19 protein-coding genes are annotated in these 20,929 nt (G+C 59.6%); 12 read left to right on the top strand and 7 right to left on the bottom strand.

The features are described from left to right. The first annotated feature begins 31 nt into the window (after positions 1–31). On the top strand, positions 32–754 hold the full coding sequence (gene phoU, locus R6W86_RS10720) for a phosphate signaling complex protein PhoU (RefSeq protein ID WP_410329347.1): 723 nt from the start codon (positions 32–34) through the stop codon (positions 752–754). An 86-nt stretch (positions 755–840) separates the two neighbouring features. On the opposite strand, the gene R6W86_RS10715 is transcribed toward phoU, so the two are convergent. From R6W86_RS10715 to mnmH, 5 genes are all read right to left on the bottom strand, one after another. Further along, positions 841–1,206 carry a histidine triad nucleotide-binding protein gene (locus tag R6W86_RS10715; RefSeq protein ID WP_410329346.1) on the bottom strand — a complete coding sequence of 122 codons (366 nt, stop codon included), beginning with the start codon at positions 1,204–1,206 and terminating at the stop codon, positions 841–843. Between the two features lie 33 nt (positions 1,207–1,239). Beyond that, positions 1,240–2,535 (bottom strand): FAD-dependent monooxygenase, encoded by a 1,296-nt coding sequence (locus R6W86_RS10710; RefSeq protein WP_410329345.1) that lies wholly within the window; start codon positions 2,533–2,535, stop codon positions 1,240–1,242. An 81-nt stretch (positions 2,536–2,616) separates the two neighbouring features. Then, positions 2,617–3,171, bottom strand: coding sequence for an aminoacyl-tRNA deacylase (locus tag R6W86_RS10705; RefSeq protein WP_410329344.1), 555 nt, complete (start codon positions 3,169–3,171; stop codon positions 2,617–2,619). A gap of 169 nt (positions 3,172–3,340) precedes the next feature. Further along, entirely contained in the window at positions 3,341–4,177 is an 837-nt protein-coding gene (locus R6W86_RS10700) for a mechanosensitive ion channel family protein (protein WP_410329343.1), read from the bottom strand. 141 nt (positions 4,178–4,318) lie between these two features. After that, positions 4,319–5,422 (bottom strand): tRNA 2-selenouridine(34) synthase MnmH, encoded by a 1,104-nt coding sequence (gene mnmH, locus R6W86_RS10695; RefSeq protein ID WP_410329342.1) that lies wholly within the window; start codon positions 5,420–5,422, stop codon positions 4,319–4,321. Positions 5,423–5,555: 133 nt separating this feature from the next. On the opposite strand from mnmH, the gene R6W86_RS10690 reads away from it, so the two are divergent. Beyond that, positions 5,556–6,215 (top strand): class I SAM-dependent methyltransferase, encoded by a 660-nt coding sequence (locus R6W86_RS10690; protein WP_410329430.1) that lies wholly within the window; start codon positions 5,556–5,558, stop codon positions 6,213–6,215. 412 nt (positions 6,216–6,627) lie between these two features. Here the strand turns inward: R6W86_RS10690 and R6W86_RS10685 are convergent, their stop codons facing one another. Beyond that, the gene (locus R6W86_RS10685) at positions 6,628–7,032 is read right to left on the bottom strand and encodes a VanZ family protein (protein WP_410329341.1); all 405 of its coding nucleotides are present in this window, start codon (positions 7,030–7,032) and stop codon (positions 6,628–6,630) included. A gap of 97 nt (positions 7,033–7,129) precedes the next feature. Between R6W86_RS10685 and cysZ the strand changes: the two genes are divergently transcribed. The 6 genes from cysZ to R6W86_RS10655 all read left to right on the top strand — a co-directional run bounded on the left by cysZ (position 7,130) and on the right by R6W86_RS10655 (position 15,155). Then, on the top strand, positions 7,130–7,879 hold the full coding sequence (gene cysZ, locus R6W86_RS10680) for a sulfate transporter CysZ (protein WP_092003251.1): 750 nt from the start codon (positions 7,130–7,132) through the stop codon (positions 7,877–7,879). Positions 7,880–7,935: 56 nt separating this feature from the next. Further along, positions 7,936–10,794: an RNA polymerase-associated protein RapA gene (gene rapA / locus R6W86_RS10675; protein WP_410329340.1), complete on the top strand. Its 2,859-nt coding sequence runs from the start codon at positions 7,936–7,938 to the stop codon at positions 10,792–10,794. Positions 10,795–10,948: 154 nt separating this feature from the next. Beyond that, positions 10,949–13,399, top strand: a complete 2,451-nt coding sequence (locus R6W86_RS10670; RefSeq protein WP_410329339.1) for an acyl-CoA dehydrogenase — start codon at positions 10,949–10,951, stop codon at positions 13,397–13,399. Positions 13,400–13,476: 77 nt separating this feature from the next. Then, positions 13,477–13,857 carry a fluoride efflux transporter CrcB gene (gene crcB / locus R6W86_RS10665; protein WP_410329338.1) on the top strand — a complete coding sequence of 127 codons (381 nt, stop codon included), beginning with the start codon at positions 13,477–13,479 and terminating at the stop codon, positions 13,855–13,857. A 246-nt stretch (positions 13,858–14,103) separates the two neighbouring features. Next, complete coding sequence (locus tag R6W86_RS10660) at positions 14,104–14,310, top strand: cold-shock protein (protein ID WP_008172950.1); 207 nt, start codon at positions 14,104–14,106, stop codon at positions 14,308–14,310. Positions 14,311–14,444: 134 nt separating this feature from the next. Then, positions 14,445–15,155 carry a lysophospholipid acyltransferase family protein gene (locus R6W86_RS10655; protein WP_410329337.1) on the top strand — a complete coding sequence of 237 codons (711 nt, stop codon included), beginning with the start codon at positions 14,445–14,447 and terminating at the stop codon, positions 15,153–15,155. A gap of 41 nt (positions 15,156–15,196) precedes the next feature. On the opposite strand, the gene R6W86_RS10650 is transcribed toward R6W86_RS10655, so the two are convergent. Next, on the bottom strand, positions 15,197–16,000 hold the full coding sequence (locus R6W86_RS10650) for a dienelactone hydrolase family protein (protein WP_410329336.1): 804 nt from the start codon (positions 15,998–16,000) through the stop codon (positions 15,197–15,199). Positions 16,001–16,162: 162 nt separating this feature from the next. On the opposite strand from R6W86_RS10650, the gene ald reads away from it, so the two are divergent. From ald to R6W86_RS10630, 4 genes are all read left to right on the top strand, one after another. Then, positions 16,163–17,281 carry an alanine dehydrogenase gene (gene ald, locus R6W86_RS10645; RefSeq protein WP_410329335.1) on the top strand — a complete coding sequence of 373 codons (1,119 nt, stop codon included), beginning with the start codon at positions 16,163–16,165 and terminating at the stop codon, positions 17,279–17,281. Positions 17,282–17,295: 14 nt separating this feature from the next. Beyond that, positions 17,296–17,868, top strand: a complete 573-nt coding sequence (locus tag R6W86_RS10640; RefSeq protein ID WP_410329334.1) for a glutathione S-transferase N-terminal domain-containing protein — start codon at positions 17,296–17,298, stop codon at positions 17,866–17,868. Positions 17,869–18,206: 338 nt separating this feature from the next. Further along, positions 18,207–19,619, top strand: coding sequence for a carbohydrate porin (locus tag R6W86_RS10635; RefSeq protein WP_410329333.1), 1,413 nt, complete (start codon positions 18,207–18,209; stop codon positions 19,617–19,619). Between the two features lie 62 nt (positions 19,620–19,681). Next, positions 19,682–20,926, top strand: a complete 1,245-nt coding sequence (locus R6W86_RS10630; protein ID WP_410329429.1) for an ABC transporter substrate-binding protein — start codon at positions 19,682–19,684, stop codon at positions 20,924–20,926. Positions 20,927–20,929: the final 3 nt, after the last annotated feature.

The following is a 20,929-nucleotide window of genomic DNA, read 5'->3' as shown; positions in this document are numbered from 1 at the left end:
CCGGATCCGAGGAATTTTGGAGAAAGATAGTATGCCTACAAAGAAGGATGATGTTTACGGGGATCATATCTCCCATAAGTTCAACGATGAGCTCATGGAGCTCAAGACCGAATTCCTGAAAATGGGCGGTATGGTCGAAGCCCAGGTGGAGAATGCCATCCAGGCCCTGGTGGACGGCGACGGCCACCTTGCTGAGCAGATCCGCGCCAAGGACAAACAGGTCGACAAGATGGAGGTCGACCTGGACGAGGAGGCGACCCTGATCATTGCCCGTCGCCAGCCTACTGCCCGGGACCTGCGACTGGTCATTTCCGTGATCAAGATGGTGGCGGACCTGGAGCGGGTCGGCGATGAAGCCAAGAAGATCGCCAAGCTCGCGATCAAGTTGTCCGAGGAAGGCCAGGCGCCGCGGGGCTATGTGGAGGTGCGCCACATCGGCACCCATGTGCTCGGCATGCTGCACGACTCCCTGGATGCCTTCGCCCGGCTCGATTCCGAGCAAGCGCTCCGCATCATGAAGGAAGACAAGCGGGTGGATGAAGAATACCAGGCCGCGGCCCGTACCCTGCTGACCTTCATGATGGAAGACACCCGTAACATCTCGCGCTGCATGTCGGTGATGTGGGTACTCCGTGCCCTGGAGCGAGTGGGGGACCACGCCTGCAACATCGCCGAGAACGTGATCTTCATGGTCAAGGGCGAGGATGTGCGCCACACGCCGGTGGAAGAAGCCGAGCGGGTGGTTGGTCGCTGACTTGGAGTTTGCTTCCAGGTCGGGGTCAGATGAAAGCTTTCATCTGACCCCTTTTTCATGTTCTGGCCCCGTCCCGTGTTCACCCCTCAGGCCTGCTTCATCTTGTCGGTATACGGCGGCCAGCCAAACGGCTTGCCGGCCAGCAGGTGCAGATGGATATGGAACACGGTCTGCCCGGCATTCTCCCCGCAGTTCATGACCGTCCGGTAGCCATCCTCGGCAAAACCCATCTCCTTCGCCAGCTTGCTGGCCACGTAATACAGGTGCCCCACCAGTTCCCGGTCGCCTTCCTCGATGTCGTTGATGGAGGCAATGGCCTTCTTTGGAATCACCAGCAGGTGCACCGGCGCCTGGGGATTGATGTCCCTGAACGCGAGGCTGATATCGTCCTCGTAGACGATGTCGGCGGGGATTTCGCGGTTGATGATCTTGGAGAAAATCGTCTCTGCCATGGTGGCTCCTTATTTGTTTTCAGTAGTGATCGTTTACAGCTGGCCCAGGCCTGGTAGCCGTTCGGTAAGCTGCTTGAGGACCGCCGGCAACTGGTCGTCTATGCCCATGGCGTAACGGGCGACCCGATTGCGGGCAAAGGGCAGGGCGCGGGCAGTGCCCAGGCCCAGGTTGCGCAGCAGGTGGACCGGTGGAATACGATTGCTGAACAGATGGTAGAACAGATCCATGGTCATCATCATCCGCCGGTTGGCGGGGCGGCGTTCCTGCTCGTAGCGGGCGAGCCAGGCCGGATTGGCCGGATCGCCATCGGCACGGACGGCTTCCCGGATCATGGCTTGAAGCCTCTGGGCGTCCTGGAATCCGAGGTTCACGCCCTGGCCTGCCAGTGGGTTGATGGTGTGGGCTGCATCGCCCGCCAGAACCATTCTCCCGGCAAAATAATGCTTGGCGTGCTGGCGGGCAATGGGAAAGCTGGCCCGCGCATCAATGTGGGTCAGTACCGGCAGATCTTCCGGGAAAGCACTCTGAATCTCGGCCCTCAGGGCCTCGTCGTCCAGGCTTTTCAGGCATGCCAGCTGCTCGGGAGCATCGTACCAGACCAGTGACGCCCAGCTTTCCCCGGGGAAGGCCTCACCGGCATTGTGCAGCGGCAGGAAGGCCCGGGGTCCGGAGGGGTAGAAGCCCTGCCAGGTGATGTCCTCCACTGCACCTCGATAACGCACCGAAATGACCATGGCTTGCTGGCCGTACTGGTCCCGGGTGACACCGATCCCGGCCATATCGCGGATGCGGGATTGGGCACCATCGGCACCGATCACCAGTCTGGCACTCAGGGTTTGGCCATCCTCCAGGGTGATCGTCGCATGGTCCTCATCCTGGGCCACACTGGCAACACCGGAGCCCGCCAGGATGGAAACGCCCGGCCCTGCCTCGGCAGCCTGCCAGAGTGCCTGCTGGGTGACGGAATTTTCCACGATGTGTCCCAGGTGTGGAGCGCCCAGATCCATGGCGTCGAAGGTTACTTCCGTCAACCCGCGTGGCACCAGGTTGCTGAGGGGGTGCGGAGTCTCGTCCCAGACCGCCAGGCGGCGGTAGGGTGTGGCTCGCATGTCGAGAATGCGAGACCAGGCGCCCAGGCTGTCCAGGTAGCGTTCGCTACCAACACTCAGGGCCGATACACGGATATTGGGGGCTGTCCGAGGGTCGAATGGCGGTACGGCAGCCCGGTCGATCATGGCGACCGATAGGCCCTCACGGCCGAGTCCGGTGGCAAGTGCAGCACCGACCATGCCGGCGCCGACAATGACAATATCAAATGCTTGAGTCATAGCGGGTTCCTGTCTGATGCCGTCAGTTTACGCGATGGAGGCATTCAGACAAGCGACCCGGATAAACCCGGGGTCGGGTTGTCAGTAGCCGGCGGCTCCGGACACCCGTTCCTCGTCCAGATCCCGATGCCGACGGCGTTTCACCAGCCAGGCTGGTTTGCGGGCGCCGGGTTTTACGAAGCCCTGGTTCAGTACCATCGGCTGCACCAGGTTCATGAAGTCTGAGGTCTTCATATGCACTGATTCGGTATGGCTGCCGGCCGCGAAAGCCAGCTCCGGCTGTTCCGTCAGGGACTCGGCGCAATAGACGGTCATGCCGAACAGGTTGCCAAACGGTGGCATGGCACCCACTTCACAGTTCGGGAAGCGATCCTGGAATTCCTGTTCATCGGCCAGATCGACAAAATCGGTATCGAGAATCTGTGACAGGCGGTCCCAGCGGATACGCCAGGTGGCAGGCATCACCAGCATGGCCATCTTGCCATCGAGTTCGATGATGACGGTCTTGACGACGCGGTCGCCTGCTATCTTGACGTGATGGGCCAGTTGCTGGGCCGTGAACGCCGGGGGGTGGGACAGGCACATGTATTCCACACCTGCCTGGTCGAGGTAATCTTTCAACTGCTGTACCGGCATAGCGACAACCTCCTACCAGCAATGACAGCGTCCCGGAGCCGTTGAACGTTGAGGAACCTGGCTCCGTCGGGGTTCGGCAGGGTGCCGGTTCAACACCCCGCCTTTACTGCTCATCTTAGTTGAGGTTACGCAGTTTGCGAGTAACCGGATGTATCAATTGCGATACGGTTCACTCGGTTTTATACAGATGAACGTCGCGCTGGGGGAACGGGATGCTGATGCCCTCCGCGTCGAAGGCCTTCTTCACGCGCTCCTGCATATCCCAGTAGAACGGCCACAGATCAGCGGACTTGGTCCAGGCGCGGACAGTCAGGTCGACGGAGCTCTCACCCAGAGCGCCCACCACGATCAGCGAAGCCGGATCTTTCAGGGCCCGCTCGTCTTCTTCGATCAACCGCTTGCAGATGTCCTTGGCCTTGTCGATATCGTCGGCATAGCCGATACCGAAGGTCATGTCGCAGCGACGAGTTTCATAGGCGCTGAGGTTGGTCAGGCTGGCATTGGCCAACTGGCCGTTAGGGATGACGATCCGGCGGTTATCGAAGGTGTCGACAATGGTGTACAGAATGTTGATTTCACGCACCGAGCCGAGGTAGCCCTGGGCTTCGATCACATCGCCAACCTTGAACGGCTTGAAGATCAGAATCAGCACGCCGCCGGCAAAGTTGGCCAGGCTACCCTGCAGGGCCAGACCGACCGCCAGACCGGCAGCACCGATAATGGCGATAAAGGAAGTGGTGGCAATGCCCACCATGGACGCCACGGAGATCAGCAGCAGGATCTTGAGGATCACCCCGATCAGGCCGCAAAGGAACTTGTTGAGGGTGGGGTCTTTCTGGCCGAGCTTGTGGTCAAGAATTGCTATGAACTTGTTGATCAACCACATACCGATTACCAGAGTGATGATCGCCAGCACCACCTTGGGGGCGTAAGTCATCACAAGGGCCAGTGCCTGGTCCAGCAGTTCGGATGATGCGCCCCCGTCGGCGCCAATGAGAGCTTCCATCAAGGGACTCCTTGTTCCTTAGAGTTTTTCAGAGTGAGTTCAGGCTTCGGAAAAGCTGACAAAACCGGTATCTTCCAGCCTTGGTTATAGCAGACATTTGCGTCAGGCATATAACAGGTAGAGTCCGGCGAGTCTGGAGTTCTACGCAGACCGCGCCAGGTTGGCTTGCTCAATGATGACTTCGGGGCCTCCACGGACAAGAATCCGCCCCTCTTTCTGGCTGAGCTGGTAATCGTACATGGGGTCGTAGTAGTCGGTCAGGAGCACTTCGATCCAGGCATCGTGGCCGTGCAGGTCGCCCTGCTTCTCCTGGGTCGACAGGGCGGTTTCCATCAGCGCCCGGAGTTGCTTGTGGCGCTCGCCGCCGAGGCGTTTGCGGATGCGGTCCATGGCGGACAACAGGTAGTCGCGGAAGTTTAGCCAGCCGGCCGTCTCGCCGTCCCGGGCCACGTAGTCGGCATGCATGTTTTCCACGTAGTCCTTGCGGATGATGGCGACACGTTTTTCCATCGGTTGTTCCAGCACCAGCAGGGGCGCTCTGGCCATATGTTCCCGCAGGCTTTCCGGCAGGGCACAGCGACCGATCAGACGGCTCTCGTCTTCCAGGTAAATCGGGCCGCCGGTCAGGTGATGGGCTTTGAGCATGGCCACCGACAGGCGGTTCTCGAAATCGATCTGGGAAGGCTGGGGCGTGACCCGGCGGCCGAAACTCGAGCCACGGTGGTTGGCCTGGCCCTCCAGGTCCACCGGGTTGGGCAGGCGGTGCAGAACGCGGGTCTTACCGGTGCCGGTGCGTCCGCTAAGCACCCGGAATTCGCTCTTTTCGATCAGTTCCTCGAGGCTGTCGATCAGGAACCGTCGCAGGGCCTTGTAGCCACCCTTGACCAGCGGGTAATCGATGCCCGATTCCTTGATCCACTGCTGGGTCAGGCGGGAGCGTAGTCCGCCACGGAAACAGAACAGGTAACCCTCCGGATGGCGGGCAACAAACCGTTTCCAGGCCTCGATGCGTCGGGCCTTGATATCGCCGGAGACCAGCTGATGGCCAAGCTCAATGGCCTTGTCCTGGCCCTTTTCCTTATAGCAGATCCCGACCCGGTGCCGTTCCTCATCGTTCATCAGTGGCGCATTCTCGGCAGTGGGAAAGCTGCCCCTGGCAAACTCCACCGGTGCCCGGACATCCATCAGCGGCACGTCGTTGAGGAACAGGGACAGGTAGTTATCGGTGTCTGGTCGGGTCGCCATTGCACGGACCTGGAGGTTGAAAATGTGAGGCGAGAGTATAACGGATCCGGTGTCTTTCTGCCCATTCGCCGCTCTCTTCGCACCACCGCGCGGGTACAATGGCCAGCCTTGTGAATCGGGATCTGGAGGGATGATGTCACCGGAACGGTTGAATAAACACTTGCGCAAAACCCTGAGCCGGGGACGGGTGGCAGAGACACGGCCCGCGGGCTGCCCAGAAATCTCCCTGTACCTGTTTGACCCAGCGGTGCTGGAGGGCCCCCTGTCCCATGACGAGGCCCAGGCAGTGGTGGCGAAACCGGCCTACTGGTCGTTCTGCTGGGCCAGCGGTCAGGTACTGGCGCAATGGATCCTGGAACATCCTGATGTTGTTCGGGGCAAGGTGGTGCTGGACTTCGGGACCGGGTCGGGTGTGGTCGCCGTGGCGGCCGCGCTGGCAGGTGCGGCGCGGGTGATCGCTTGTGACCTGGATCCGGCATCCCTGGACGCCGCGGTCGTCAACGCAGCCCTCAATGGTGTGATGCTGGAGTTTTGCGATGACTGGAACCGACGCCCCGAGGGCATCGACCTGGTGACTGCGGCAGACGTGCTCTATGACCCGGAAAACCGCCCTTTGCTGGAGGTATTTCTGGCCGCGGCGCCAGAGGTTCTGCTGGCGGATTCCCGGGTCAGCGATCTCGGTAATGACTGTTATGAAAAGCAGGCAGTGATCGAAGCCAGAACCTGGCCGGATCTCAACGAATTCGAGGAATTCAACAGGGTGAGGATCTATCGGGCAAAAGCCGGGGGCTGAAAAAAACAAAGGGTGGCCATTTGGCCACCCTTTCGGAACAGGTCGGCGCGTCCATGCGCTGGGGCAACTGCCTTGTTGCTGGTCCCTGGTCTCCGCTCCCTGGCGCCAGCATCCTAGCCGGCTTTCCGGTTAATTATCCCTTAAGCGAGGCGTCCCTGTGTCCTTGCCTCTCCCCGCGCTCCGTGCCGGGGTGCATCCGATGCGTCGTCCACTTCCTTGTCATCCCTGACGGAGCCACTATAGCAAGGGAACGTTGACAAACGTGTGACGGGGTCGGGTTTTACCGTTTGAATGCTGTATCACATTCTGGCTGTTTCAATAAGATCAATGGGTTAGACAGCAATTAAGCGCCCTCGCCGATGCCCTCGCACTCATTGATGCTGAAAGCTCGCACAGCAATGTAGGAAATGTCTCACAAGGATTCGGGCGAATCTCTCAAATCCAGCTTTCCGGCCCTGGGCAGCCCCGGCCAGGGCAGCAGGCCAATAGCGATACCGACGCCATCGGCAAGCAGGTCTTTCAGGGAAAAATCCCGGTAGGGGAGGGTCGCCTGCACCAGTTCAATGCCCAGGCCGAAGAGCAACAGTGCCGGCACGTACCAGAGTGCCCGCAGTTCCGGCCAGGCCAGACGGGTCAGGATGGTCAACTCCAGGAAGGCGATCAGGTGGTTGATCTTGTCGCTGGGGGCGGAGGGTATGGGGTAGCGGGTGTCCGTGGTGGCCAGGATCACGATGGCGACGAGGGACACAGCCAGCGCTACCCGCCAGAGTGTCCGGTTTTGAAGCAGAGCCAGACCATGTTGTTTGAATGATGCCATGGGGAGTTTCCGAGAGTCCTTCCGGGCTGTGGGATGTTTGCCAACATGATATGCTTTGCGCCCCGTCACTGTCATTGAAGCGGAGGATCAGCCAGCCATGCTCAAGGGTAACTTTTTTCGCGGACTGGGTTACCTGGGGGAGGGGTTCCGCCTGATTCGACAGCCCGGCCTGCGCCTGTTCGTCGTCATTCCCATTGTCATCAACATCTTCCTGTTTGGAATTCTGTTCTATTTCATGGCCGAGGGCTTTGCTGCGCTGATTGCCATGGCCATGGGATTCCTGCCGGACTGGACCTGGTTGCAGGCCCTCGACTGGCTGTTCTGGATCCTGTACGGCGCGGTGATCCTCCTGATGCTGGCCTATGGGTTCGTCATTGTCGCCAATCTGATTGGTTCCCCCTTCTACGGTTACCTGGCGGAGCTTACCGAGAAGCATCTCACCGGCCAGGAAATCAATACCGATGACAGCTGGGCGGTAATCATCAAGGACATTCCTCGTGCCCTGTGGCGGGAGGTCCAGAAAATCCTGTATTACCTGCCCCGCGCCATCGGCCTGTTCATCATCGGACTTATTCCCGTGGTCAACCTGGTGGCGGCGGTGCTGTGGTTCCTGTTCAACTGCTGGATGATGGCCCTGCAATACGTGGATTTCCCGGCAGATAACCACAAGGTGAGTTTTCCGGCGCTGCGCCGGCTGTTGGGTGATACCCGGCTCTCGGCTCTGGGGTTCGGGTTGCCGGTTGCGCTGGCGGCGATGGTGCCGGTTCTGAACCTGGTGGTGGTGCCTGCGGCGGTTTGCGGCGCGACTGCTTATTGGGTGCGGGAAAACGGCTCGGCTCTCAAATAAGTTCTGCAAATAGTTTCTGCAAAAATTTCGGCAAGTAATTTCGGTTTGGAGGCTTCTTGGAAACATCGGATTTTGTCATTGGTCAGCGCTGGGTCAGTCACAGCGACACCGGGCTGGGCCTGGGGATCGTCACGGATATTTCCGGGCGTCGGGTCACCCTGGGTTTTCCGGCTGCAGACGAGGAGCGTACCTATGCCATCGACAACGCGCCCCTGTCCCGCATCGTGTTCCAGATCGGCGAGGACATAGAGACCTTTGACGGCGACCGCTACATCGTCCGGGCCGTGGAAGATATTGGCGGTGTGCTCATGTACCACGCCGATGACGGTGAGAACATCCACCAGATCTCTGAAGTGAAGCTGGCCGGCTCGGTCAATTTCTCGGCCCCGCACCAGCGTCTGTTTGCCGGCCAGTTTGATCGGAACGGGGCGTTCCGGCTGCGTTACGCCACCGTTCAGCACCAGGATCGTCTCCGGGCTTCGCCCGCCCAGGGGTTGATCGGTGCGCGCACCCAGCACCTGCCACACCAGATATACATCGCCCAGGAAGTGGCCCGGCGCCACGCCCCGAGGGTCTTGCTGGCGGATGAGGTCGGCCTGGGCAAGACCATTGAGGCTGGCCTGATCCTGCATTACCAGCTACACACCGGTCGCGCCAAGCGGGCGCTGATCGTGGTGCCGGATTCCCTGATTCACCAGTGGCTGGTGGAAATGCTGCGCCGGTTCAACCTGCGCTTTTCCATCATCGACCAGGAACGTTATGACGCCCTCAAGGATGACGAGGATGACATCGACGCCCTGGTGAATCACATTTTTGGTGACGAGAATTCGGAAAACCCGTTCGAGACCGACCAGCTGGTCTTGTGCAGTCTAGATTTCCTGACCAGAAACGCCAGCGCCCGCGCGGACGCCCTGGCCGCCGGCTGGGATCTGATGATTGTTGATGAGGCCCATCACCTGGCCTGGGCGCCGGAGGCGGCGAGCCCGGAATACGAGGTGGTGGAATCCCTGTCGGCCCGGACCCGGGGTTTGCTGCTGCTCACCGCCACACCGGAGCAGGTGGGTATCGCCAGCCACTTCGCCCGGTTGCGGTTGCTGGATCCAGCCCGTTTCCACGACCTGGAGACGTTCCGGGAAGAGGAAGCCCAGTACGAAACCATCAACCAGGTGGTGCGCCGCCTGCAGCAGGATGAGGCGATCAGTGACGCCGACCGTGAGGCCCTGCGTGGCTGGCTCGGCGATGAACTGGGCCAGCTGGAGCAGGAAAACAACGCCCGGCAGGCCATCATCGACGCGTTGCTCGACCGCCACGGCACCGGCCGGATCCTGTTCCGAAATACCCGTGCGGCGATCCGGGGCTTTCCCGAACGCCAGCCGGCGCCAGTCCCCCTGCCATGCCCGGAACTCTATGACGGCCTCGATGTGGGGCTGGAGGGGCTGAGTCCCGAGCACGGCCGGGCCGAGGAGCGCTGGCTGGCCGAGGACCTGCGCGTCGCGTGGCTGGAGAAGACCCTGCTGGGCCTGCGTCCGGCCAAGGTGGTTGTGATCTGTGCCCACGCCGAAACGGCCATGGCGCTGGAACACTATCTGCAGTTGCGGGCCGGTATCCGTAGCGCGGCGTTCCATGAGCACCTGAGCCTGGTGGAACGGGATCGTGCGGCGGCCTATTTCGCCGACAGCGAGCAGGGAGCTCAGGCGTTGATCTGTTCCGAGATCGGCAGCGAGGGCCGGAATTTCCAGTTTGCCCATCACCTGGTGCTGTTCGACCTGCCGGCCAATCCGGACCTGCTGGAGCAGCGGATCGGGCGGCTGGACCGCATTGGCCAGACCGACGCCATCCGGATTCACATCCCCTATCTGGAGGGTACCAGCCAGGAAGTCCAGTACCGCTGGTTCCATGAGGGATTGAATGCCTTTGCCGAGAGCTGCGCTGTGGGGGTGGCCGTCCAGGAAGCGGTGCAGAACCAATGGCAGCAGGCCATCGATGGCGACACCGGTGTGCTGGACGAAGTGATCGAGGCCTCTGCCCATGAAACAGCGCGGCTCAAGACCATGCTGCAGAACGGACGGGACGCCCTGATCGAGTTGAATTCCTGCCGCCGGGACGTGGCCGAGGAGCTGATCGGCCGGATCGAGGAGGAAGAAGCCTCCGCCCAGGTCCGGGATTACATGATCGAGGCCTTCGACATCCTCGGCGTGGACGTGGAAGATCATGGCGAGCACTCGGATGTGCTCAAACCGGGTGAGCATTACCACGCCGGGCATGTGACTGATTTGCCCGAGGACGGTCTGACCGTAACCTGGAGCCGGGAGCAGGCCCTGGAGCGGGAAGATCTTGCCTTCATGAGCTGGGAGCACCCGATGGTGACCGGGGTGATGGATTCGGTGACCAGCTCCGGGCTTGGCAAGGCCGCACTGGCCAGCCTCTCGGTGAAGGCGTTGCCGCCAGGAACGCTACTGATGGAGGCTCTGTTCACCGTGCACTGCCCGGCGCCCGAATCTTTACAGCTGACTCGTTACCTGCCGGTGTCGCCCCTGCGTCTGCTGGTGGACGTCAATGGCAAGGAGCTATCTGCCGCCTTGCCGCACGACCGATTGAATGAGCTGTGCTCCAACATCCGCCGCCGAACCGCACAGGCGATCGTGCCCCGGATCCGGCCCCAGGTGGAGACCATGGTGGATCACGCCGAGCGCCTGTCAGAACCGCATCTGGAACCCATGAAGGAGAAAGCCCTGGGCGGTGTCGAGGCCGTTTTTGGCCCGGAAATCCGCAGGCTTGAAGCCCTGCAGAAGGTCAACTCGGCCATCCGGGATGAGGAAATCGACTATTTCCGCAACCAGCTGGCCGCTGCCCGGGAGGCTGTCAGCCATGCCAGTCTGGCCCTGGAGGGGATCCGCGTGATTGTGACCGCCTGATGACGGTAACTCCCTGACTGCGAAGCAATTGCTGGCCAGCCCTCATCCGATAAGGTACCGTGAACGTAACACAGTGTAGTCTTGGTGCTCCAGGGCCGGCTGGCAGCCGTCAGCCGCCGGAGTTCTCGCAATCCATGGAGGACAGAGAAAACCTATGATGACTTTCATTCTGTTTGTGGTAGCGCTGGCGGGTCTGCTGATTGTTATGCGTCGTGAGGCGGGGGCCAAACCGGCCATCGGTGTGATGGTAGTGGTCGGGTTCCTGTCCTGGATCTTCGCTTCCGGCTGGCTGGCCCTGATACTGTTTCTCGGCGCTGGTGCCACGGCCGCAGCCGGCTTGCCGGGCTTTCGCCAGGGTTGGCTGACACCCCGTATCTTCGCGATGTTCAAGAAGGTGGCGCCGAAGGTCTCCGATACCGAAAAGGTGGCCCTGGAAGCCGGCACCGTCGGCTGGGACGGCGAGCTGTTCACCGGCCGCCCGGACTGGCACAGCCTGCTGATCAATCGCCACAACGGACTGAGCGAGGAAGAGCAGGCCTTCGTGGATAACCAGTGCACCCACGCCATCTCCATGTGCAACTCCTGGGATATCGCGGTGGAGCGGGCGGACCTACCGAAAGAACTCTGGGACTTCCTGAAGAAAGAGAAGTTCTTCGGCATGATCATTCCCAGGGAATACGGTGGTCTGGACTTCTCCGCCAAGGCGCAGACCGCGGTACTGCAGAAGCTGGCGGCGAACGAGATGCTGATGGTCACGGTGGGCGTGCCGAATTCCCTCGGCCCCGGCGAATTGCTGGTCAAGTACGGTACTGAAGAGCAGAAACAGTATTACCTGCCCCGCCTGGCCGATGGCCGGGAGATTCCCTGCTTCGGCCTGACCGGTCCCCGCGCGGGTTCGGACGCCACCTCGCTACCGGATACCGGTATCGTCTGCAAACAGGAAGTGGACGGTAAGGAAGTGCTGGGTATCCGCCTTAACTTCGAGAAACGCTGGATTACCCTGGCACCGGTGGCGACAGTCGTCGGCCTGGCCTTCCGCATGTTTGATCCGGATGGTCTGCTGGGCGACATCGAAGACTACGGTATTACCTGTGCGCTGATCCCCCGGGACACAAAGGGCATGGAAATTGGCCGTCGTCATTGCCCCATCGGTACGCCATTCCTTAATGGCCCGATTCGGGGCAAGGATGTCTTCATCCCGCTGGACTATATAATCGGTGGCCAAAAGATGGCCGGTGAGGGCTGGCGCATGCTGGTTGAGTGCCTGTCAGTCGGTCGTTGCATTACCCTGCCGTCAGGTGCCGCGGGCACTGCGGCCTATTCGGTGGGGACCGCCGGTGGCTTCACCCGCATCCGCCGCCAGTTCAACACGCCGGTGGCCGAGATGGAAGGCGTGCAGGAGCCCCTGGCAAGGATCGCCGCCAAGACCTACATCGCCCAGGCCGCAGTGAACCACACCGCCAATATGATCGACAACGGCCAGAAACCGGCGGTGCCGTCAGCAATCCTGAAATACCACCTGACCGAGTTCCAGCGCGGCATCCTCACCGACGCAATGGATGTTCATGGCGGCAAGACCGTCACCTTGGGGCCCCGAAATTACCTGGGTATCGGCTTCAGCGGCGCTGCGGTATCGATCACCGTGGAAGGCGCCAACATCATGACCCGCAGCCTGATGATCTTCGGCCAGGGCGCGATCCGCTGCCATCCCTACGTTCTGGAGGAGCTGGCGGCCAAGGACAGCGACGACATCCGGGCCTTTGACAAGGCGTTTTTCGGCCACGCCGGTCTGATCTTCGGCAACGCGTCCCGGGCCTTTACCCAGGCGCTGGGGTTGGGCCGTGCCGACGTGCCATTCGACAGCTCCAGCCGTCGCTACGCCCAGGCGGTGGCCCGGTTCAGCGCCGCGTTTGGTCTGTGCGCCGATGCCGCCATGACCACCCTCGGTAGTGAGCTGAAGATGCGTGAGCTGATATCTGCCCGGCTGGGGGACATGCTGTCCAACCTGTACCTGGCGTCCATGGTGCTGAAAAACTGGCACGAGACCCAGCCGGTCGAAGGTGAGCGGGAGGTGATGGAATACAGCATGGAGCTTCTTGTCAACCGCACCGAGAACGCTCTGGACGAATTCCTGCAGAACCTGCCGAACCGGCCGGTGGCAATGGCACTCCGGGCCATCACCATGCCGCTTGGGCGTCGCTGGAATGCGCCCCATGACAGCCTGGCCCGCAAACTGGCCAGGGCCATCTCCACCGATACCCCGATCCGCCACAGGCTGCTGGCCAGTATCTGGAGCACCGAAGGTGAGGGCACGGTCGAGAACCCGGTGGCCCGCTATAACGGTCTGCTGAAGGATTACGACAAGGCCGAGCAGCTGTACCGCAAGGCAACCAAGGCCTATGCCAAGGGCGAGCTGCCGATGACGGCGTTGCATCCCGAGGAGCGCTTTGAGGCAGCTCTCAAGGCAGGTATCTATACCAAGGAAGAAGCGGACTTTATGCGGCAGTACGAGGAGGTTGTGCTGGAAATGCTGACCGTGGATGACTTCCCGTTTGATGCCTTTGCCCGCAACCAGGAAACGGTGATCGACCACAATCCGGCTTGATCATCGCCGGATATTCCGTAGTGTAATGGAAGGCGCCCCGTCGGGCGCCTTCCGTGTTCAGGGTGGAGTAAACACGCATGTGGCTATCGGTTCTGGCGGTAAGTATGGGTGCGGTGATCGGTGCCAACCTGAGATGGGCACTGGGGCTCTGGCTTAACACCACCTACCATGCCATTCCCTATGGAACCCTGGTCGCCAATCTCGGTGGGGGCTGGCTGATTGGCCTGCTCATGGGCTATTTCACCCATGGTACGTCGCTGTCGCCCGAGTGGCGGCTGTTTGCCATCACCGGCCTGTGCGGGGCCCTGACCACCTTCTCCACGTTTTCGCTGGAAATGTTTGCAGCGCTCCAGGAAGGGAAGTGGGGCATGGCGATGGCTGGTATTCTTGCCCATGTGGTGGGTTCTATCCTGATGACCGCCCTCGGTTTTTACACCTTTTCCCTGATCAGGGGCTGACTCCCTGGTGGTGGGTATCTTTACCTACATAAATCTTTGAAATTTCACTTGGCATTCCCGAGATTCCCGCGTAGAGTTGGATCTCAAGGAAAGAGTCAGCAAAGCGTTTAATGAATAAGACGTACCTGTAGTCAGTAGTGCCGTCCTGTTTTTGATTAAGCGAGTTCTGTATTTCCGCAAACGCTGACCACGCGCCGCTGTGGCGTGAGGCAGTAGAGTAAATGATTGATTTCAGGAAGTTTAAGTATGTCTACTACTACCGGTACTGTTAAGTTCTTCAACGAAGCTAAAGGCTTTGGCTTTATCACTCGTGAAGGCGGCCCGGACGTATTCGTTCACTACAGCGCCATTCAGGGCTCTGGTTTCAAGACCCTGGCTGAAGGCCAGCAGGTCGAGTTCACCGTAACTCAGGGCCAGAAGGGTCCTCAGGCGGAGAACGTTGTTGCTCTGTAATCCCTGACGGATTCAGCAACACGCAAAAAAGGCAGCTTCGGCTGCCTTTTTTTGTGATTTCCCCCCGCAATATGTAATCTTTATCCCCCTGTTGCTCGTTTAACCGGATGTCGAGAAATACAGGGATTCCCTCCATGTTGTTGCGATTTCTGAAAGCCACCTGGATCCTGTTCTGGGCGGTCCTGCTTACCCTGATCCTGTTCCTGCCTATCGTGATCGCTGCGCTTGCCGGCAAGCGGGGTGATGCGGCTTTCCACGGTACTCAGATCTATGCCTGGATCATCCTGAAGGTGTGTGGCATCCGCCTGCGAGTCACCGGCAAGGAACACACCCAGCCGGGTCAGCGTTACGTCATTCTCAGCAACCACGCTTCCTATTTCGATCCACCCGCTCTGGTGCTCGCCCTTGGCCTGCAGTACCGGTGGGTGATCAAGAAGGAGCTGCGCAAGGTGCCCCTGTTCGGCCTGGCGCTGGAGACGTCCCGTAACCTGTTCATCGACCGGTCAAAAGGGGCGGACGCCCTCGAAAGCATCAAGCAGGGCGTCGCCCAGCTGCCTGATGGTACCAGTATCCTGTTGTTTCCGGAGGGAACCCGCTCGTGGGATGGCAAGTTGTTGCCCTTCAAGCGGGGTGGGTTTGTGATTGCCCGGGATGGCGGTTTGCGGATCCTCCCGGTCACCATTGCTGGCTCCCATGAACGGCTACCCAAGGGGCATGCCGCCTTTACCAGTGGCGAAATCCACATTGTCATCCATCCCCCGGTGAGTGCATCGGAAAAGCCGGTGGAGGTGTTGATGGACCAGGTGCGGGCAACGATCGCTGACACTCTGGAGCAGAAAGGGTAGGGGTGCGCCCCGATCGTTCCGGGGCGCGGTGTTGTGATGCCCTAGTTGGCAAAGATCCGCTGGTAGAACGCCATGGTGCCTTCCCAGGAGCGGGTGGCAGCCTCTTCGTCATAGCCGATGGGCATGTTGAATTCCTCGGCTACCTTGTCCGCACCGGGGTTGGTGAAGGAGTGCCGGACTCCCGGAAAGCTCACCAGGGTCAGATCCACTTCGGCATCCTGCATTTCCTTGACCAGACCGGCGACCTGATCGGAGGGGACCATCTGGTCGGCGCCGCCGGTGTAGACCTGGACCTGCGCCTTCACCTCACCTGCCTGGGCCCTGACCGGGCTACCAAGGGCGCCGTGGAAGCTTACCACGCCATCAAGATCGACGCCCAAGCGGGCCATGTTCAGCACCACTGCACCGCCGAAGCAGTAACCCTGGGCGGCAATGCGCTCGCCATCGACACTTTCATGATTCTGCAGCAGTTCCTTGGCCTTAAGGAAGCGTGCTTTCATCTGGTCCATGTCCTTGGTGGCTTCCTGCATGAACTTCTGGGCCGTGTCGGGGTGGTCGGTGACCTTGCCCGAGCCGTACATGTCCAGCGCCAGGGCGGTGTAGCCGGCGGCCGCGAGCTTTTCGGCCTGGTCCCGGGCGAACTCGTTATGGCCCCACCATTCATGAACCACCAGCACGCCGGGGCGCTGACCCTCATCCTCATCGTCCCAGGCCAGATAACCGGTGAAGGTAGTGTCGCCGATGGTGTATTCGATGGCTTCGGTCTGCATTTCGGCGAGAACGCCTGTGCTGGTCAGGGAGAGGCCAAGTGTGGTTGCCAGGGCTGTCGTTTTTATCGGTTTCATGTTTCCTCCTGTTCCTTTTGGTTCTGGTTTTCTTGTGCCGTTTGATACGGCCATGGCCGGAAAACCGATGCATTCAATTGCGTCATCCGGAATGCTGTCCTTTTTACTACACTTGAGCCAGAGACTCACGGATTCACTTTGGCACAGTGCAGGAGATTGTCCATGAAAGTCGGGGTTCCGAAGGAAATCAAGAACCATGAGTACCGGGTCGGCATGATTCCGGCATCGGTTCATGAAGTGTGTGGTCATGGTCATGAGGTGTATGTACAGGAAGGAGCCGGAACGGCCATCGGCTTTTCCGATGACGATTACCGGAAGGCCGGTGCCCGGTTGGTGGCTACTGCAGAGGAGGTATTCGAACAGGCGGAGCTGATCGTCAAGGTCAAGGAACCCCAGGCTCGCGAGCGGGCCATGCTCCGGTCGGAACATACCCTTTTTACCTATCTGCACCTGGCTCCGGACCAGTCGCAGACCGATGACCTGGTGAAATCCGGGGCTACCTGTATCGCCTATGAGACCGTGACCGATCACGCCGGCCGCCTGCCTCTGCTGGCCCCGATGTCCGAAGTGGCCGGCCGTATGTCGATCCAGGCGGGTGCCCATTGTCTGGAGAAATACCTCGGTGGGCGGGGGGTCCTCCTGGGTGGTGTGCCGGGGGTCAATCCGGCCCGGGTCACCATCATTGGTGGTGGTGTGGTGGGGCAGAACGCCGCCGCCATGGCCGTCGGCCTGGGCGCCCACGTCACAGTGGTGGACCGCAACATGGAGGTGCTCCGGCATCTGGATCACCGCTTCGGTAACCAGATTTCCACCCTGTTCTCCACCGCCCACACCCTCGAGCAGGCAGTTATCGAGTCGGACCTGGTGATTGGTGGTGTGCTGATTCCCGGAGCCTCGGCGCCCAAACTGATCACCCGGGACATGGTCCGGCGCATGCCCGAGGGCAGTGTCATCGTGGATGTGGCTATCGACCAGGGCGGCTGTGCCGAGACTTCGAAGCCCACCACCCATGACAATCCCACGTACGTGGTCGATGGTGTGGTACATTACTGCGTGGCAAACATGCCCGGTGCGGTGGCTCGAACGTCCACCCTGGCGCTGAATAATGTCACCCTGCCGTTTATTGCTGCCCTGGCCAACAAGGGGCCGAAACAGGCCCTGAAGGATGACCCCCATCTGTTGGCGGGCCTGAATGTCATGGCCGGCAAGGTGACCTACAGGGAAGTGGCCGAAGCCACCGGGTATCCGTATACAGAAGCTGAATCCCTGCTGGGAATCTGACAACCGGAGCAGATATGAAGCTGATTGGATCCACCACCTCGCCCTACGTGCGCCGCATCCGTATCCTGCTGGATGAGGAATCTTACGAGTTCATCAACCTGGATATCTACGGCGAGGACCGGGACGAGCTGCGGCGCAACAATCCGGCACTGAAGATTCCCATGATCGAGGATGAGGGTCAGGAAATCTACGACTCCCGAATCATTGCCCGCTACATCAGCGCCAAACAGAACCGCGATCCGTTGACCTGGGACCAGCAGAATCAACTGACGCTGATCGATGGGGCCAATGATTCCGCGGTCACGCTGCTGTTGTCCAAGCGTTCCGGCATTGATGTCGATGCCGATGTGATGTTCTTCAACCTGCAGCGGGAACGGATTATGACCACCCTGCGGACCCTGGCGGCCCAGGTTGAGGAAGGGCATTTCGAGGCGTGGAACTACCCGGCGATTTGCCTTTATTGCCTGGTGGACTGGCTTGATTTCCGGGATCTGGTGGACTTTACCGGCGTTGAAAGCCTGTTGGCGTTCCGGGACAGCCGCAAGGACAAGCCCTGGGTAGCCCAGACCGATCCCCGCCAGGCCTGATCTTTCCTCTGCCTCCCCGCTTACGGGTGGTCCGTTAGGGGCCACCCGAGTCCTCTGAAATTTAAGTTGCATTTAAGTTATCCTGGCGGTTGCAGAGGCGAACCATTGCTTTTATCTTTGGTCGTCACTTAATCAATTAAGAGCGGAATCGGCTCCCCTTCTCCGGCTTGATGGTTAAGCAAGGACACTGGCTTGAGCATTGATCGTGAAACCAGAACAGGAGGCGCTCCACACGTAACTCCGACAGACCCGTTTTTGGTCTATCGACTTAATGCATTAAGTCAGCATCGACTGGAAGAAAAATCAAATCTTACAAAAAGAAGATGAGGTTCTGGCAAATGACTTTTATGAAAGCACAAAAACGCAGTCCCATGGCCGTGGCTGTCACGCTGGCTTTGGCAGTTACTCCGCTTACTTCACAGGCCCAGGAAACCACGGAAGAACGCCTGTCCGCGCTGGAGGCCAAGCTGGCCGAAGTTGAATCGCAAGCAGCGGGGCAGGATGAGGGCTTTTCCTTTAATACCTACGCCCGTTCCGGGTTGCTGCTCAATGGCGACCTGCAAAGTGCCTCCGGAGGCCCCTACTTGACTCCAGCCGGCTCCGTTGGTGGGGCAGTTGGTCGACTGGGTAATGAACCTGATACCTACGTGGAGGCCATCCTCAACTACAAACAGGTGGCAGAGAACGGCACCAAGTCCCATTACCGAGTGATGATTGCGGACTCGACCTCCTCGTCAAATGACTGGACCTCCGCGGATGGCGCCTTGAACGTGCGGCAAGCCTACGTCGAGTTTAGCGATCTCGCTAGTTTCAGTGGTGTCTTTAAGGATGCGTCAATCTGGGCAGGTAAACGTTTTGACCGGGACAACTTTGATATCCACTGGATGGACACCGACTTCATTTTTCTTGCGGGATTGGGTGCCGGTATCTACGACGTTAAATGGTCAGATAATGTGAAGTCCAACTTCTCTTTGTATGGGCGCAGCTTTATTGACTTCGCGGCGGACACCGATTTTGTCCCGGAAGGCAGTCACAGTACCGATAACCTGATTCTGACAGCCAACAACTATGTCGGTAATTTTCAGTGGATGATCAGTAGCATGAAGGCCCAGGAAAACGACCAACGTGTCGTTGAGGGCATTACCGAGGCGGCTGAGACTGGTATTCACACCATGCTGGCTTACCACGGGGGCAGTTTCTTTGGCCTGTCTGAAGGTAACTTCAAGGTGGCGGTTATGCATGGCCAGGGTCTGGGTGCCGAGACAAAGAGCATCGGTGCTGATGGTAATCTCCATGAGGACGCGGTCAGTACCCGTTTCGGAGTCTACGGCACCACTTATCTGAGCGAAAACTGGCGCCTCGCCCCGGCGATCCTGGCGGAAACAAGTGCGGATCGATACCTCGTAGGTGACGAATACCAGTGGTTGACCTTCAATACCCGTCTCGCGAACGAAATTACCGAAAACTTCGAGATGCAGTACGAGGCTTCGTGGCAGACCATGGATATTACGACAATGGGCTACAACGGCCGCAATGATGTTGATGGTGATTACAGCAAGTTCACCATAGCGCCGACATTCAAACCCCAGGTTGGTGGCTTCTGGAATCGTCCCGAAATTCGCGTGTTTGCCAGCTACTCTACCTGGGATGACGAACTGGAGAGCTACGCCGCCGGTGACGCACTAGGTGCCGACAGTGATTTCGAGAGCGGCCAGTGGACTTTTGGAACGCAGATGGAAATCTGGTTCTGAGACAGACAACAACAAACTGAATTGAGGTGATCACTATGTCCAGATTTAACCTGAAACACTGGATGGTCGGAAGTACAGCTGCCTTCCTGATGAGCGGCGGATTGCAGGCCGAATCCATCACCATCTCATGCGGCGCGGTGGGCGCCGAGCGACAGATCTGTGAAGAAGGGGTTGCTGCCTGGTCAGAAAAGACCGGCAACGAGGTCCAGGTGGTATCCACTCCCAACTCTGCCACCGAGCGCCTGTCCCTGTACCAGCAGTTGCTGGCAGCCCAGTCCGGGGATGTGGATATCTTCCAGATCGATGTGGTCTGGCCGGGCATGCTGGCCCAGCACATGATTGATCTGACCCCGTACACCGATGGAGCTGAAAGTCGGCACTTCGAGGCACTGGTACAGAACAATACAGTTGATGGCCGGCTCGTGGCCATGCCCTGGTTCACTGACGCGGGGGTGCTGTATTACCGTAAAGACCTGCTCGAAAAGTACGACCAGACGGCACCTGAGACCTGGGAACAGCTGACCGAGACCGCTGAAGCGGTCATGAAAGCCGAGCGCGATCAAGGTAATGATAAGTTCTGGGGGTTTGTCTGGCAGGGTCGTGCCTACGAGGGGCTCACATGTGATGCCTTGGAGTGGGTGACCAGTCACAACGGTGGTACCATCGTGAATGCCGATGGTGAGGTTACTATCAACAACTCTCAGGCGGTGAAGGCACTGGGTCTGGCCAGTACCTGGGTGGGTAACATCTCGCCCCGCAGCGTGCTCAACTATACCGAAGAAGAAGCCCGGGGCGTGTTCCAGGCTGGTAACGCGCTGTTCATGCGCAACTGGCCGTACGCCTGGAGCCTGGCCCAGAGTGATGATAGTCCGGTGAAGGGCAAGGTCGGTGTCGTGGCGCTGCCAAAAGGTGGTGAAGATGGGCGCCATGCCGGAACCTTAGGTGGCTGGCAGTTGGCGGTGTCCAAATACTCGGAGAATCCCGAGCTGGCAGCGGACCTGGTGCGTTACCTGACTGGCTACGAAGAACAGAAACGACGGGCCATCACGGGCAGCTACAATCCGACGCTCCCAGAATTGTACCAGGATGAAGAAGTGCTGGCGGCGGCGCCGTTCTTCGGTGAACTGTTCGAGACTTTCAAGAATGGGGTGCCACGGCCTTCCTCAGTGACCGGCGAGAGCTACGGACGCGTGTCCAATGCCTTCTTCAACTCCGTTCATAGCGTGCTGTCCGGCGAGGCTGAGCCGGAGCAGGCCATGAGTACGCTTGAGCGCGACCTGCGTCGTCTGGGCCGTAAGGGCTGGTGACGG

The sequence above is a fragment of the Marinobacter sp. genome, from assembly GCF_046484525.1.
Classification (GTDB): Bacteria; Pseudomonadota; Gammaproteobacteria; order Pseudomonadales; family Oleiphilaceae; genus Marinobacter.
The sequence above is the reverse complement of the archived record's forward strand: the minus strand, read 5'-3'. Positions and strand labels throughout refer to the sequence as shown.

Excerpts from the sequence above, each read along its gene's own strand:
- phoU (WP_410329347.1), top strand. The coding sequence starts at position 32 with ATGCCTACAAAGAAGGATGATGTTTACGGGGATCATATCTCCCATAAG.
- R6W86_RS10715 (WP_410329346.1), bottom strand. The coding sequence starts at position 1,206 with ATGGCAGAGACGATTTTCTCCAAGATCATCAACCGCGAAATCCCCGCC.
- R6W86_RS10710 (WP_410329345.1), bottom strand. The coding sequence starts at position 2,535 with ATGACTCAAGCATTTGATATTGTCATTGTCGGCGCCGGCATGGTCGGT.
- R6W86_RS10705 (WP_410329344.1), bottom strand. The coding sequence starts at position 3,171 with ATGCCGGTACAGCAGTTGAAAGATTACCTCGACCAGGCAGGTGTGGAA.
- R6W86_RS10700 (WP_410329343.1), bottom strand. The coding sequence starts at position 4,177 with ATGGAAGCTCTCATTGGCGCCGACGGGGGCGCATCATCCGAACTGCTG.
- mnmH (WP_410329342.1), bottom strand. The coding sequence starts at position 5,422 with ATGGCGACCCGACCAGACACCGATAACTACCTGTCCCTGTTCCTCAAC.
- R6W86_RS10690 (WP_410329430.1), top strand. The coding sequence starts at position 5,556 with ATGTCACCGGAACGGTTGAATAAACACTTGCGCAAAACCCTGAGCCGG.
- R6W86_RS10685 (WP_410329341.1), bottom strand. The coding sequence starts at position 7,032 with ATGGCATCATTCAAACAACATGGTCTGGCTCTGCTTCAAAACCGGACA.
- cysZ (WP_092003251.1), top strand. The coding sequence starts at position 7,130 with ATGCTCAAGGGTAACTTTTTTCGCGGACTGGGTTACCTGGGGGAGGGG.
- R6W86_RS10670 (WP_410329339.1), top strand. The coding sequence starts at position 10,949 with ATGATGACTTTCATTCTGTTTGTGGTAGCGCTGGCGGGTCTGCTGATT.
- crcB (WP_410329338.1), top strand. The coding sequence starts at position 13,477 with ATGTGGCTATCGGTTCTGGCGGTAAGTATGGGTGCGGTGATCGGTGCC.
- R6W86_RS10660 (WP_008172950.1), top strand. The coding sequence starts at position 14,104 with ATGTCTACTACTACCGGTACTGTTAAGTTCTTCAACGAAGCTAAAGGC.
- R6W86_RS10655 (WP_410329337.1), top strand. The coding sequence starts at position 14,445 with ATGTTGTTGCGATTTCTGAAAGCCACCTGGATCCTGTTCTGGGCGGTC.
- R6W86_RS10650 (WP_410329336.1), bottom strand. The coding sequence starts at position 16,000 with ATGAAACCGATAAAAACGACAGCCCTGGCAACCACACTTGGCCTCTCC.
- ald (WP_410329335.1), top strand. The coding sequence starts at position 16,163 with ATGAAAGTCGGGGTTCCGAAGGAAATCAAGAACCATGAGTACCGGGTC.
- R6W86_RS10640 (WP_410329334.1), top strand. The coding sequence starts at position 17,296 with ATGAAGCTGATTGGATCCACCACCTCGCCCTACGTGCGCCGCATCCGT.
- R6W86_RS10635 (WP_410329333.1), top strand. The coding sequence starts at position 18,207 with ATGACTTTTATGAAAGCACAAAAACGCAGTCCCATGGCCGTGGCTGTC.
- R6W86_RS10630 (WP_410329429.1), top strand. The coding sequence starts at position 19,682 with ATGGTCGGAAGTACAGCTGCCTTCCTGATGAGCGGCGGATTGCAGGCC.